The following is a 14,153-nucleotide window of genomic DNA, read 5'->3' on the forward strand; positions in this document are numbered from 1 at the left end:
TGCCGCGTCCGTCGGAGATAAATCATGACAAACGTCACTCAGCCTGCCATGAAACACGGGATCGAACCCGCGACCCAACGCCGGATATCCGGCTATACGCTGATCGCCGCCGCGGTCCTCGCGCTGGCCGCGCAAACCGGCTTCGCGCAGCAAGCCGAACCCGCGGCGCCGGGCACGGCCGCCACGCAGAGCGGCGATCCGCCCGGACGCATCGCCCGTCTGAACTACACCGCCGGCACCGTGACCACCGAGCCCGCCGGCGCCACCGACTGGTCGTACGCGCAGATCAACCGCCCGCTCACGACCGGCGACCAGCTCTGGAACGACCAGAACGCACGCTCCGAGCTGCACATCGGCTCGACCGCGGTGCGCCTCGGCCAGAACACGAGCCTCGACGTGCTCAATCTCGACGACACGAGCGCGCAGCTGAAAGTCGCGCAGGGCACGCTGTCGACCCGCGTGCGCGAACTCGCGCCCGGTTCGTCCTATGAAATCGATACGCCGAACCTCGCGCTCGGCATGAACGGCCCCGGCGACTACCGCGTCGATGTCGCGCCGGACGGCAGCAGCACCACCGTCACCGTGCGCAGCGGCAGCGCGATCGCTTACGGCGATGGCGGCCAGGTGCCGCTCGCGGCGGGCCAGCAGATCCGCTTCGGCGGCACCAGCCTGCAGCAGCTCGCAGACAACCGGGCACCCGCTCCCGACGACCTCGACCAGTGGGCGGCCAGCCGCGACGCCACGGAAGACCGTTCGGTGTCGGCGCGCTACGTGTCGCGCGACATCCCCGGCTACGAGGACCTCGACGCCAACGGCACGTGGCGCGACAGCCCGCAATACGGCGAAGTCTGGGTGCCGCGCGCGACGCCGGCCGGCTGGGCACCGTATCACGACGGTCACTGGGTCTGGCAGGCGCCGTGGGGCTGGACCTGGGTCGACGACGAACCATGGGGCTTCGCGCCCTACCACTACGGCCGCTGGGCCCAGGTCGACGACACTTGGGCATGGGTGCCGGGTCCGCTTGAAGACGATGCGCCGCCCGTCTATGCGCCCGCGCTCGTGGCATTCGTCGGCGACGATGACGGAGGCGTCGACTGGGGTGTCAATCTGGCGATCGGCGGCGCCATCGCGGCGGGGGTCGCCTGGTTCCCGCTTGGACCGGGCGAGCCGTGGCATCCGCACTGGGGCGACCACGACCGCTGGAGCCCCGGGTACTACAACCGCGTGAACCGCACGACGATCGTCAACGACTACCATCGCGACGTGACGAACGTGAACATCCGCAACACGTACGTGAACTATCGCGCGCGGGGCGGCGTGACGGCCATGCCGGCGACGGCGTTCGTGCATGGTCAGCCGGTCGGACGTTTCGCGCAGAAGGTTGATCCGGGTCAGTGGCACAACGCGCGGATCAACCCCGGCGCGCCGGGCATCGCGCCGGTGCGCGAGAGCTTCGGGGCGGATCTGCGGCGCGCGAATTACCGGCCGTCGGCGAGCGTCGTCGCGCGGCCGGTCGTCGGCACGCGTAATCCCGCCATGCCGGCTGCCTGGCACGACGACCTCGCGCAGCGTTTCGCGCAGCAAAGCGGCGGACGGGTGCCGGGCGGCGGCCAGCCGGTCGTGCGGACTTCGGTGCCCGCGCATATGACGGGTGCACCGGGCGCGCAACAGGTGGCGAACGTGCGGGTCGTGCAATCGCATATCCCGGGACGGCCGCCGGGTATGGCGCCGGGTGCGCCGAATCCGGGTGCGCCTCGCGGTATCGAACAGGCTGGACAGCGGCCGGGCGAAGGCGCCGCTCCGGGGCCGCATGGCGCAGGGCCGCAAGAAGGGCCGCAAGCACGGCCTGGTGTGCCGCCGTCGATGGCTGGTAACGTACGCGAGCCTCAGGCGGCCGCAATCGCGCATCCGTCGAACGGCGTGCCGCGTCCGCCGCAGGCGGGCGGCGGCAATCCCGCCATTGCGCAGCAGCACGGCACGCCGCAGCAATGGGGCGCGGTCGGGCGCTCCGAGCCGGCATGGACGCAGCCCCATGCGCCGATGGCTCAGCAGGCACCGCGTGCACAACAGCCGGGTACGCCGCCGCAGCAACAACCGGGACGGCCGGGTTTCGCGCAGCAGCCTGGCGTGCCGCATCCGGTGGAGAATCCGGCCGCGCAGCAGCAGGCGCGTCAGCCGGAGTTTCATCCGCAGCCGATGCAACAGCCGCCGCGCGCTCAGGTGCCACAACAGTCACCACAACAGCCGCCACAACGGCCACCGCAACAACAGGCGCAGCAGCCGCGTATCGAGCCGCGTCCGCAGCCGATGCCGCAACAAGCGCGTCCCGAACCGCAATTCCGGCAAGCGCAGCAGCCGCATTTCGAACCTCGCCCGCAGCCGGCGCCGCAGCCTCGCCCTGAGCCGCGCCCGCAACAGGTGCAGCAGCCGCGTCCCGAACCGCGTCCCCAACAGGTGCAACAGCCACGGCCGCAACCGCAGCAACAACATGCCGAGCAGCACCAGGGCGGCGGTAATCGCGACGAGCATCACAAAGGCTGAGCGTAGCGGTAGCGGGCATCCCGCTACCGCTGCTACGGCAGCACGCGCAAGCGTGCAATAAATTTTGTACTCTTCACGATGCTGATGGTCGTTCGCGCGGTGCAGGTACGCAGAAGCTCCTGAAGCGCGCCAACGGCTCATGAAGGAGTCGAGCGGCTGCTTTTACAGGCTCGATGGTCCCGACAATGGGGCAATTGCGGGAAATGGGTGCCGGGGCTGCGCGAGCCTCCGCGCCCGTGTTGGCACAGCCAACGTCATGCGGGACAATCGCGACTATCTGGCGACATTTGTCGCGAGGAGCCTGCCATGTCGGTACTGATAGTCGGGTTGGTGATATTCCTTGGTTTGCATTCGGTCCGGATCTTCGCGGAAGAATGGCGCAAGGCGCGAATCGCTCAGATGGGCGAGAAGGGCTGGAAATCAGCGTATTCGGTCTTGTCCATCATCGGACTGGCGCTGATCGTCTGGGGATATGGCATTGCGCGGCGCGAACCTGTCACGCTGTGGTCGCCGCCGGCATGGGCGCCGCATGTCGCAGGCGTCCTCACTCTCGTGTCATTCATCCTCTTCCCGGCTGCGTACGTCCGGGGCAATCACTTCAAGGCGCTGCTCAAGCATCCGATGGTGATCAGTGTCGTGCTGTGGGCATTCGCTCATCTGCTGGCGAACGGGACACTGAACGCGGTTTTGCTGTTCGGCGCATTCCTCGTTTGGGCGCTCGCCGATTTCGCCGCTGCCCGGCGGCGGGATCGTGTCGAAAGTATTGTCTATCCCAATGGGATGCTCTCACGCGATGTGATTCCAGTCGTCGTTGGCGTCGTCGCGTGGATTGCGTTCGCGTTCTTTTTCCACGAGTGGTTGATTGGCGTCAAGCCGATGGCGTGAGGCCGAGGGCGTAAAGCGCGCGTCCCGCGGATGGTCTCACCAGCGGGCGCGCGTTCAACCAGGCACGATCTCCACCGCATCGTCAGCCTTTGCCGGCATCCCGCGCCGGCTGCACTCGGCGTCAGATCGCCATTGGTGCGGTCAGCGGTTCATGGTGCCGGTAGCCGGCCAGCGAAAAATCCGCCGGCTCGATTTTCTCGAGCCATTCCGGCTCGTACACGCCGGTTTTCGCATACTCGGGCACCCGCTCCGAGATCACGAGTTGCGGGCTCTCGTACGGCTCGCGCTGAAGCTGCTGCTGCAGCATGTCGAGCTGGTTCTCATAGATGTGCGCGTCGCCGATGAAATAGCTGAACCAGCGCGGCGTATAGCCCGTTAGCCGCCCGACGAGATGCAGCAGCGCCGCGCCTTCGGTCAGATTGAACGGCGTGCCGAGCCCGACGTCGTTGCTGCGGATGTACAGGCACAGCGAAATTTCACGGCGCGTGACGTTCGGCAGGAACTGATAAAGCAGATGGCAGGCCGGCAGCGCGATCTGGTCCAGCACGGCCGGATTCCATGCATGAAACAGAATGCGCCGGTCGGCGGGGTTTTGCATGATCGTGTCCAGACACTGGCGCAACTGGTCGATCGCCTTGTAGAGCAGCACCTTCGCGCGGCCGTCTTCCTCGAATTGCGTCATCACCCGGAAGCCGCGTGCCTGCGCATCGGCGAGCTGTGCGCTCGCATCGGCGTCGAGCACCTTGTAGGCCGGCCACTTGCGCCATTGCACGCCGTACACGTCACCGAGATCGTCCGGGCCTTCACGATACGGATTGGCGAGCCACTGTTCGTTCTGGTTCGCATTCGCGTCCCACACCTTGCAGCCGAGGTCGCGGAAATCCGCGGCGCTGCGCGATGCGCGCAAAAAACCGACCAGTTCGCCGACCGCCGACTTGAACGCGAGCTTCTTCGTCGTCACGGCGGGAAAGCCCTGCTGCAGATCGAAGCGCAGCATCGCGCCCGGCATGCTGATGGTACGGACGCCGGTGCGGTTTTCCTGCCACGTGCCGGTGTCGAGAATCGTGCGGACGAGGTCCAAGTATTGTTTCATGCGGTTTCCTTCGACGAGGCGCAAGCAAGGCTCGATCTGCGCCACGGGATTGAGCAAAACCCAATTCTAGCAAGCGCGACTGGACGACGTCCGGCTATGGAGAGCGGCGTTGGCGATTTCGGGAGGCTTCGGACGAGGCTGTAGACGGAAACGGGACGGCGCGTGACGGGTAAAACCGGGCACAACCCGCGGGGAGAACGGGCGCAAGCACAAACGCAAGCGGCAAGCGGACGAAACCCGCGCAACAACACAATGGAGCCGGCCACGCGGCAATCGAAGCGCGCCGCCATCTCGCTGCACCGGTATTGCGCCAGGTAGACAGACCCGATAGAAAAGACCGGCCTTGCCGCCACGACACGGCGGCCCATCATTCACAGGCCGCCGCCTTCATGGCACAGCAGCGCGTTAGCCGCGCATCCGCCCATGTCTCAAAGATGCTGCACCGAAGCCGGCAAATCGCCGTGCGGCGCCGCCATCGGCTCGCCTTCGATATGACGCATGCCGTGTGAGCACAAGAGCCGGTACAGCGTCACACGCGAAATACCGAGTTCCTGCGCCGCGTCGCCAAGCCGCCCGCGGTGGCGCAGCAGCGCGAGCTCGATCGCCTGCCGCTCGGCCGCTTCACGCGCCTGCGCAAGCGACACCGGCACGATCTCGACGTACTCGGCGAGTTCGAGGTCGCGCGCGGTGATCGCGCGGCCCTCCGACATCACGATCGCGCGGCGCACCCGGTTGATCAGTTCGCGCACATTGCCCGGCCAGCCGTAGTTATGCAGCGCCGCGATCGCGTCGGGCGCGAAACCGCGCAGGCGGCGGCTCGCATCTTTCTTGAAACGTTCCAGCATGTGACGCGCGAGCAGTTCGATGTCCTTGCCGCGCGCGCGCAGCGGCGGCTCGTCGATCTGCAGCACGCACAGCCGGTGGTACAGGTCCGAGCGGAAGCGCCCTTCGATCATCGCCGCGGTCATGTCCACGTGCGTGGCCGAGATGATGCGCACGTCGACGTCGATCGCGCTATGCCCGCCGAGCCGCTCGACCTTGCGCTCCTGCAGGAAACGCAGCAGGCTAGCCTGACTCTCGAGCGGCAGATCGCCGATTTCGTCGAGAAAGAGCGTGCCGCCGTTGGCCGCTTCGACGCGGCCGATCTTGCGCTGATTGGCGCCCGTAAACGCACCGCGCTCGTAGCCGAATAGTTCGGACTGCAGCAGATGAGGCGGAATCGCCCCGCAGTTGATCGGCACGAACGGCGCGTTGCGCCGCGCCGAGCGCTCGTGAATCGCCACCGCCGTCAGTTCCTTGCCGGTGCCCGACTCGCCCGAGATGAACACCGGAGCGTCGGTCATCGCGACCTTGCGGATCGAGCGGAACAGCGCGAGCATCGCGTCGCACGAGCCGACCATCTCGCCTTCGGCGCCCTGCGAGCCGTTGCTCGAGGCCGTTTCGCCGAGCGAGATCATGCCGTACGCGTGCCCGACCGAGTCGACGATGCGATCGCCCGAATACGGCACCGTGACGTAATCGAAACAGTAGTCGCGCACGAGCCGGCGCAACGCGGCGTCCTGCAACTGGCCAGGCGTGGTTGCCGCGACCCAGCCGACGTTCGGCATGGTCAGGCAGGATTCGAAAGCGGCGATCTCGTGCGGCTGGAAATCGCAGGAAAGATCAAGAAGGCCGCCAGCCGCCATGCCGGCGCGAACCGCCCGGCGCGCATCACGAGCCGATCCCACGACCTCGACATGCCAGCCGCGCTGATGAAAACGCGTATTCAACTCCGCGCTCGGATCGCGCGAAACGTAAATCAGTTGCCGCGTTGCGGGTTCCATTATTCAGATCCTCTCGTCAACGAACGTTAAGGACGACGCATGCACCTGAAACTTTAGTTCAGACACGCTGACTCGTTCGGGATTCGCGAATCGCAAAAACCGAACGGCCATTCCATTCCGTGCGGACAGCTGATCCCCAAGAAAGCGGCGTGTGTGTTTGAGACGGCCTGTTATGGGCCTTTTTTAAATTCAAGGCTGTTTTCGAGAGCTTACTATAGGTACGCCGCTTCGAAAACAATTATGCGAATTTAATCCCGAGTCCCTTATTCACCAAGGCTCAGCGCTCGATATCGAATTATTCAGCCGACAAATAAAACAATAGTGGAAACGCTTTTCCTGGCGTTCTCCCGAAGGGATTTCGTAACTTTCGGAATAATGAATTAAAGGTATTCTCTGCCGGCCCGTTTCACCACTGAAACGTTTTTCCCGATTTTACCGACACGACTCCTTCTTTAGCGGGCCGCATCCAGACGTATCAAAGGATTGCGGGCGATGGCACACGTTTCGCTAAATGGCCCCGTACCAGGGAGAAATTTCATGTCAATCGTTTTCCGCATTACTTTAATAAACCGGGCATCGTGCTTCGCAATTTGCGCAGTAATCGCCGTAGTAATCGCATTAAGCACGTTGCCGGCGGGCGCCAGCGCTCAGAGCGCACAAGCCGTATCGGCTCGATCCGCCGAGGCGGCGAAGCCAGAACTCACGGCGCGCGTTCCCACGGATGCCTGCAGCCAGTCCGACGCCCGCGTGCCGGGCGCATCCGGCGATGCTGCATCCTTGAACGATATTTTGCCCGGCGACCCGCCGCTGTCGCAGCAACGCGGCGGCGCGCCCGGCATGCTGAGGGTGGCCGCGATGTCGCAGCCCATGCAGGACGACGGCAACCAGGTGACGTTATGGGACGAAATCGCGCCGCCTTTGCCGCTGCCGGTTCCGGTCGACGCCGCGCACGCCGCTCAAGGCAACATCGGCATGTAGCAGGGACAGTAGCGCGAACGGCTCGACATGCGGGACCGGCCGCCGCGCTGGACCACATGAGCCACGCGCCGCCCCCTCGCGCGGCGGCCCTCGCCGGCGCGTCGGGTAGAATCGTCCGGTTACGTTCCCTTTTCCATTCGATGACGACGCTCACCCTGATCGTCGCTCGCGCCAGCAACGGCGTGATCGGCCGCGACAACCAGTTGCCCTGGCGACTGCCCGAAGACCTCGCGTTCTTCAAGCGCACGACGATGGGCGCGCCCATCATCATGGGCCGCAAGACGCACGAGTCGATCGGGCGGCCGTTGCCGGGACGCCGCAACATCGTCGTGACGCGCGACGCCGCGCGGCGCTTTCAGGGGTGCGACACCGCCACCAACCTCAAGGACGCGCTGCTGCTCGCCGGACAGGATCAGGCGCCGCAAGCGTTTCTGATCGGCGGTGCGCAACTGTACGACGAAGGTCTGCGTCACGCGGACAAGCTCATCGTCACCGAGATCGCCGCCGATTTCAGCGGTGACGCGACCTTCCCCGCCATCGACAAAAACGTGTGGGAAGAAATCGCGCGCGAAACGCATCACGCCCACGCGCCGAACGACTTCGACTACGCGTTCGTGACGTACCAGCGCAAGGACGTCTGAAGGCGAGCGCGGCGGCCGGCTCGTCCGGGCAGCACAACGCTTCCAGTAAAAAAGGCCACGCAACCTTCGTTGCGTGGCCTTTTCATTGCTACGGAGCGAGCGGGCCGAAGCCCCTGAGACTCGCCCCGCTCACTGTCCCGCGATCGTCATCCGCTCGATCAGCACCGAGCCGGTCTGCTTGGTGCCGCGCGTAATCGTATCCGCGCCGATCGCGACGATGTGGCGGAACATTTCCTGCAGCGTGCTCGCGACCGTGATCTCCTCGACCGGATACTGAATCTTGCCGTTCTCGACCCAGAAGCCCGAGGCGCCGCGCGAGTAGTCGCCTGTCACGTAGTTCACGCCCTGCCCCATCAGCTCGGTCAGCAGAAGACCGGTGCCGAGCTTCTTCAGCATGGCTTCGAAATCGTCTTCGGGACGCGTGTTCGAGCTGAGCAGCGAGAGGTTGTGCGAGCCGCCCGCGTTGCCGGTGGTCTGCATGCCGAGCTTGCGCGCCGAATAGGTGGACAGGAAGTAGCCTTCCACGACGCCGTTCTTGACGACCGAACGCTGGCGCGTGCGCACGCCTTCCTCGTCGAACGGCGCGCTGCCCATCGCGCGCGCGACGTGCGGATCTTCGAGCACCTGCACGTGCGGCGCGAACACCGGCTTGCCGAGGCTGTCGACCAGAAACGAGGTCTTGCGATACAGCGCGCCGCCGCTCGTCGCCTGCACGAATGCGCCGAGCAGCCCGGCCGCGAGCGGCGCTTCGAACAGCACCGGCACCTTACGCGTATCGAGACCGCGCGCGCCGATGCGCGCGAGCGCGCGCTGCGCCGCGTAGCGGCCCACCGCTTCGGGGTCCGCGAGCTCGCCGGCGCTGCGCGTCGACGTGTACCAGTCGTCGCGCTGCATGTTGCGGCCGCTGCCCGCGATCGGCGCGCACGCAATGTAGTGGCGCGAATACGGATAGCCGGCGAGAAAACCGCGCGACGTAGCCAGCACGAACTGCGAGTGCTGCGCCGACACGCTCGCGCCTTCCGAATTTTTGATCTGCGGATCGGTGGCGAACGCGGCGTCTTCGGCGCGGCGCGCGATTTCCACCGCTTCGTCGGCGGACAGGTTCCACGGGTGATAGAGATCGAGGTCGCGCGGCGCGGTTTCGAGCAGTTCGGCTTCGGCGAGGCCCGCGCAGTCGTCTTCGGCGGTGAAGCGGGCGATGTTGTAGGCCGCCGCGACCGTGTCCTTCAACGCTTGCGACGAAAAGTCCGAGGTGCTCGCGTTGCCGCGCTTCTTGCCGATGAACACCGTCACGCCGACCATCTTGTCGCGGTTGTGCTCGATCGTCTCGACTTCGCCACGCCGCACGGAGACGGACAGGCCATCGCCCTCGGAGATTTCGGTTGCGGCATCGGTGCCGCCGAGCGCCTTCGCGTGACGAAGGATGTCCGAGGCGATTTCCTTCAGTTCGTCCTGGGTATGCGGAAAAAAGCGCTGCTTGACGTCCATGTCTGCTGCCATTGTGGTTGCCGTCCTGTTCGGGGCCGCGCGGCCCTGGGTAGGCGCGCTCTGCTCGCCCTTGCCACGCGAAGGTGCGCGTGACGGCGTATGAGCGCGGAATAAATATATCCCGCGATCATAGCAAGGTACGCGACGCCGTACCTGGCATTCGCGAGCGCGCGTAAGGGCTTCGCACCCGCGCCGCCGCCGCGGCGGTAAATCAGCGGACCCGCGCGGCCGGTTGGGCACACGCCGCACGTTACAATATCGGCATGACACGCAAAACCCGCATTCAACCCATCGAATCCGTCGTGACAGAAGTCGACGAGAACGGCTACGACCGCCCCAGCAAGTCCCAGATCAAGCGCGAAATGCATGCGCTGCAGGAACTAGGCGCGGCGCTCGTCGAGCTGCCCAAGGACGCGCTCAAGCGCATGCCGATGCCCGAAAAGCTCGACGAAGCCGTGCGCGAAGCGCGCCGCATCACCGATCACGAAGGCAGGCGCCGCCAGATCCAGTACGTCGGCCGCGTGATGCGCACGCTGCACGGCGAGGAAACCGCCGCGCTGCGCACCGCGCTCGACGCCTACAAGGGCGTCAACAAGGCGGAAACGGCGAAGCTGCACTGGGTCGAGCGCACCCGCGAGAAGCTGCTCGCCGACGACGCCGCGCTCACCGAGTTCATCCGTCAGCACCCGGGCGCCGATCCGCAGCAGGGCCGTACGCTGATCCGCAACGCGCGCAAGGAAGCACTGCAGGGCAAGCCGCCGCGCTACTTCCGTGAACTGTTCCAGTGGATCAAAAACGCGGCCGGCACGGACGAAGCCGACACCGACGACGCTCAAGACGCTGACCTCGCCCCGGAAGACGACGATGACGACCGCGACGCCTGATCCACGCAAGCAACGTAATCACCCCGACGAAATCGTGATCGGCCTCGTGTCGATCAGCGACCGCGCATCGGCGGGCGTGTACGAGGACAAGGGTATTCCGGCGCTGCAGGAATGGCTCGGCCAGGCGCTGACGTCGCCGTGGCGGGTCGTCACGCGGCTGATCCAGGACGATGCGCCGACCATTTCCGCGACGCTGATCGAACTCGTCGACGTAGTGAACTGCGATCTCGTGCTGACCACGGGCGGCACGGGTCCGTCGCGCCGCGACGTGACGCCCGAGGCGACGCTCGCGGTCGCGACGAAGGAGATGCGGGGCTTTGGCGAGCAGATGCGGCAGATCAGCCTCAATTTCGTGCCGACCGCGATCCTGTCGCGTCAGGTCGCGGTGATCCGCGAAACGGCCACGCACGCGGCGCTCATCATCAACCTGCCGGGGCAGCCGAAGTCGATCCGGGAAACGCTGGAAGGTCTGCGAGACGGCGCAGCGGGAGAAACGGGCAAGGCGGCGCTCAAGGTGCCGGGAATTTTCGCGGCGGTGCCCTACTGCATCGATCTGATCGGCGGCCCGTACGTGGAAACCAACGCCGACGTGGTCAAGGCGTTCCGGCCGAAGAGCGCGCTGCGCGCTCCACGGCCGGACTGAGGTTTGGCTGGCGCTTATCCGCCGTCGTTACCGGCCGTCGTTATCCGCCGCCTATTCGGCGCTCGCGGATGCGTCCGGCGCCGGCTGTGACGGCACGAGGAAATGCTCGCGGTAGTACTTCAGCTCGTCGATCGACTCGTGGATGTCGGCGAGCGCCGTGTGCATCGCGCGCTTCTGGAAGCCTTTGTAGATGGCCGGCTGCCAGCGCCGGCACAGTTCCTTGAGCGTGCTCACGTCGAGATTGCGGTAATGGAAGAAGCGCTCGAGGTCCGGCATCCAGCGCGCCATGAAACGGCGGTCCTGGCAGATCGAATTGCCGCACATCGGCGACTTGCCGGGCGGCACGTAAGCGCCGAGAAAATCGCGGATCAGCTCGGTAGCATCCGCCTCGCTGACCGTCGACGCCTTCACGCGATCGATCAGCCCCGAGCGGCCATGCGTGTTCTGGTTCCATTCGTCCATTTTTGCGAGCGTTTCATCGCTCTGATGGATCGCCAGCACCGGGCCTTCGACCATCCTGTCGAGCGTCGAATTCGTCACCACCACCGCGATTTCGATGATGCGGTCGGTGTCGGGCTCGAGCCCGGTCATTTCCATGTCCAGCCAGACGAGATTCATGTCGCTGCGCACGAGCGGCGGCTGTTCGGTGGATGCGAGGATGTCAGTCATGAAGGCAACCCTGATGGCCTGGCGGCGGAGTTCGCTGGAAACCCGCGCCGCGGCGTGTGTTCGTTTGAAATGGATTCGCTGTTCGAGCCGGCCCGTCGGCGCTGAAGCGGCGGTCGCGGACCGCTGCTTTGGAGCAGCGCTTCGAAGCGCCGCCTTGCATTGCTGTCTTGAACCATTGCTTTGAGCCGTATCGCCCCGCCGCGAAGCGGGAAGAAACATATAATTCTCGCATAGATACCACGGAATCCCCGGATGCCTACCCTGTACTTCACCGCTCTGTTCGTCATCGCCGTCGTCGCGATGGTCGGCACCAAACTCTGGCTCGCGTCGCGGCAGATCCGCTTCGTCGCCGCCCACCGCGAACAGGTGCCGAGCCAGTTCGCGACCACTATCGCGCTCACCGCGCACCAGCGCGCCGCCGACTACACCGTCGAGCGCACGCGGCTTGCGATGATCGAGATCGTCGTCGGCGCGGCCGTGCTGATCGGGCTCACGCTGCTTGGCGGCGTGCAGGCGCTCGATCTCGCGATCTCCGACTGGCTCGGGCGCGGCTATGCCGGCCAGATCGCGCTCGTCGCAGCCGTCATCGCGATCACGGGAGCGATCGACCTGCCGTTCGATTACTACCGGCAGTTCGTCGTCGAGCAACGCTTCGGCTTCAATCGCATGAGCAAAGGCCTGTTCTTCTTCGACCGGCTCAAGGGCGCCCTGCTCGGCGTCGCGTTCGGTCTGCCGCTGCTGTTCGTCGTGTTGTGGCTCATGAACCGGGCCGGCAGCTTGTGGTGGCTGTGGGCGTGGGTCGTGTGGGTCGCGTTCCAGATGTTCGGTCTGCTGATTTTCCCGACCTTCATCGCACCGCTCTTCAACAAGTTCGAGCCGCTCAAGGACGACGCGCTGGTGAGCCGCATCGAAGCGCTGATGAAGCGCTGCGGCTTCGCCGCCAAGGGCCTGTTCGTGATGGACGGCAGCCGCCGCTCGGCGCACGGCAATGCGTACTTCACCGGCTTCGGCGCGAGCAAGCGCATCGTGTTCTTCGACACGCTGCTCGCGCGCCTGTCGGGCCGCGAGATCGAAGCGGTGCTCGCGCACGAACTCGGCCACTTCAAGCGCCGTCACGTGATGAAGCGCATGCTCGTCACGTTCGCGATCAGTCTCGCGATGCTCGCGCTGCTCGGCTGGCTGACGCAGTGCGTGTGGTTCTACGAGGGGCTCGGGGTGCGGCCGTCGCTGATCGGCGGCAATAGCGGGCTCGCGCTCGTGCTGTTCTTCCTCGCGCTGCCGGTGTTCATGTTCTTCGTTACGCCGCTCGGCAGCCTCAGCTCGCGCAAGCACGAGTTCGAAGCCGACGCGTTCGCCGCGACACAAACCGACGCGCAAGATCTCGTCAATGCGCTCGTCAAGCTGTACGAGGACAACGCGTCGACGCTGACGCCCGATCCGCTCTACACCGCCTTCTACTACTCGCATCCGCCGGCCTCGCAGCGGATCGACCGACTGCTGCGGCACGCATGAGCGGCCGCGCCCCGAAGAAGGCGTCGCGCGGCGCGCAAGCCGCCGCGTCCGGCACGCATGGCGCGCGCACGGGCGGCCTCGTGGTGGCCGCGCATGGCCGCCACTATCTCGTTGCGCCTGAAGACGGCGGTGCGTTGCTGCAATGCTTCCCGCGCGGCAAGCGCAGCGAGGTGGCGGTCGGCGATCGCGTGATCTACGAGCCGACTTCCGCGGATCAGGGCGTGATCGTCGAGATCGGCGAACGGCGCAACCTGCTCTATCGCTCGGATCAGTACAAGTCGAAGCTGTTCGCGGCCAATCTCGACCAGTTGCTGATCGTGCTCGCGACCGAGCCGCATTTCAGCGAGGACCTGCTCGGCCGCGCGCTCGTCGCCGCCGAGGAGAACGAGCTGAAGCCGCTGATCGTGCTGAACAAGATCGACGTGACCGATGCTTTGGACGGCGCGCGCAGGCGGCTGGAACCGTATCGCGCGCTCGGCTATACGGTCCTCGAAGTGTCGATCCGGATGCAGCCCGAGGCCGCGCGCGCCGTGCTGACCGAACATCTGCGCGGTCACGCGACGCTGCTGCTCGGCCAATCCGGCATGGGCAAATCGACGCTCGTGAACCTGCTGATTCCGGACGCCGAAGTCGCGACGCGCGAGATTTCAACCGCATTGAACAGCGGACGGCATACCACGACGTTCACGCGTCTTTATCCGCTGCCGACCCCGGACAGCACGGACGGCATGGTTCGCGTGAATGGCGCGGCCGGCGCATTGATCGATTCGCCGGGCTTCCAGGAATTCGGCCTGCATCACCTGACCGAAGGCAAGCTCGAACGCGCATTCCCTGAATTCCGGCCGCTGCTGCCGAACTGCCGCTTCTATAACTGCCATCACTTGCACGAGCCCGGCTGCGCGATTCTCGAAGCCGTCGCGGACGGCCGCATCCGGCGCGAACGGCATGCGCTCTATGCGCAGCTCGTGCACGAAGCCAGCCAGATCGTTCGCTGAC

At 65.6% G+C, this 14,153-nt stretch carries 12 protein-coding genes; 8 read left to right on the plus strand and 4 right to left on the minus strand.

Going from position 1 to position 14,153, the window contains the following annotated elements; genetic code table 11:
• The first annotated feature begins 24 nt into the window (after positions 1-24).
• Together B9Z01_RS04130 and B9Z01_RS04135 are read left to right on the plus strand one after the other, a co-directional pair.
• A complete protein-coding gene (locus B9Z01_RS04130) occupies positions 25-2,541 on the plus strand; it encodes a DUF6600 domain-containing protein (protein ID WP_085480945.1) in 2,517 nt (838 codons plus the stop codon).
• A gap of 306 nt (positions 2,542-2,847) precedes the next feature.
• Positions 2,848-3,426, plus strand: coding sequence for an NnrU family protein (locus tag B9Z01_RS04135; protein WP_085480946.1), 579 nt, complete (start codon positions 2,848-2,850; stop codon positions 3,424-3,426).
• Between the two features lie 121 nt (positions 3,427-3,547).
• Here the strand turns inward: B9Z01_RS04135 and B9Z01_RS04140 are convergent, their stop codons facing one another.
• Both B9Z01_RS04140 and B9Z01_RS04145 read right to left on the minus strand, forming a co-directional pair.
• Positions 3,548-4,519 (minus strand): thymidylate synthase, encoded by a 972-nt coding sequence (locus tag B9Z01_RS04140; RefSeq protein ID WP_085481180.1) that lies wholly within the window; start codon positions 4,517-4,519, stop codon positions 3,548-3,550.
• Positions 4,520-4,947: 428 nt separating this feature from the next.
• Positions 4,948-6,342 (minus strand): sigma-54 dependent transcriptional regulator, encoded by a 1,395-nt coding sequence (locus B9Z01_RS04145; RefSeq protein ID WP_085480947.1) that lies wholly within the window; start codon positions 6,340-6,342, stop codon positions 4,948-4,950.
• A gap of 537 nt (positions 6,343-6,879) precedes the next feature.
• Between B9Z01_RS04145 and B9Z01_RS04155 the strand changes: the two genes are divergently transcribed.
• Positions 6,880-7,320, plus strand: coding sequence for a hypothetical protein (locus tag B9Z01_RS04155; RefSeq protein WP_085480948.1), 441 nt, complete (start codon positions 6,880-6,882; stop codon positions 7,318-7,320).
• 140 nt (positions 7,321-7,460) lie between these two features.
• The gene (locus B9Z01_RS04160) at positions 7,461-7,961 is read left to right on the plus strand and encodes a dihydrofolate reductase (protein WP_085480949.1); all 501 of its coding nucleotides are present in this window, start codon (positions 7,461-7,463) and stop codon (positions 7,959-7,961) included.
• Positions 7,962-8,090: 129 nt separating this feature from the next.
• On the opposite strand, the gene pmbA is transcribed toward B9Z01_RS04160, so the two are convergent.
• A complete protein-coding gene (gene pmbA / locus B9Z01_RS04165; RefSeq protein WP_085480950.1) occupies positions 8,091-9,461 on the minus strand; it encodes a metalloprotease PmbA in 1,371 nt (456 codons plus the stop codon).
• A gap of 251 nt (positions 9,462-9,712) precedes the next feature.
• Here pmbA and yjgA point away from each other — a divergent pair, with 251 nt between their 5' ends.
• Together yjgA and mog are read left to right on the plus strand one after the other, a co-directional pair.
• A complete protein-coding gene (yjgA, locus tag B9Z01_RS04170; RefSeq protein ID WP_085480951.1) occupies positions 9,713-10,333 on the plus strand; it encodes a ribosome biogenesis factor YjgA in 621 nt (206 codons plus the stop codon).
• Positions 10,314-10,976, plus strand: a complete 663-nt coding sequence (gene mog / locus B9Z01_RS04175; protein WP_085480952.1) for a molybdopterin adenylyltransferase — start codon at positions 10,314-10,316, stop codon at positions 10,974-10,976. Before yjgA ends, mog begins: the two co-directional genes overlap by 20 nt.
• Positions 10,977-11,027: 51 nt before the next feature.
• Here the strand turns inward: mog and orn are convergent, their stop codons facing one another.
• A complete protein-coding gene (gene orn / locus B9Z01_RS04180; protein ID WP_085480953.1) occupies positions 11,028-11,645 on the minus strand; it encodes an oligoribonuclease in 618 nt (205 codons plus the stop codon).
• Between the two features lie 252 nt (positions 11,646-11,897).
• On the opposite strand from orn, the gene B9Z01_RS04185 reads away from it, so the two are divergent.
• Both B9Z01_RS04185 and rsgA read left to right on the plus strand, forming a co-directional pair.
• Positions 11,898-13,157: a M48 family metallopeptidase gene (locus B9Z01_RS04185; protein WP_085480954.1), complete on the plus strand. Its 1,260-nt coding sequence runs from the start codon at positions 11,898-11,900 to the stop codon at positions 13,155-13,157.
• Positions 13,154-14,152: a ribosome small subunit-dependent GTPase A gene (gene rsgA / locus B9Z01_RS04190; protein ID WP_085480955.1), complete on the plus strand. Its 999-nt coding sequence runs from the start codon at positions 13,154-13,156 to the stop codon at positions 14,150-14,152. Before B9Z01_RS04185 ends, rsgA begins: the two co-directional genes overlap by 4 nt.
• Position 14,153 lies beyond the last annotated feature (1 nt).

Origin of the sequence: Paraburkholderia susongensis (assembly GCF_900177725.1) — a bacterium.
GTDB lineage: Bacteria > Pseudomonadota > Gammaproteobacteria > Burkholderiales > Burkholderiaceae > Paraburkholderia > Paraburkholderia susongensis.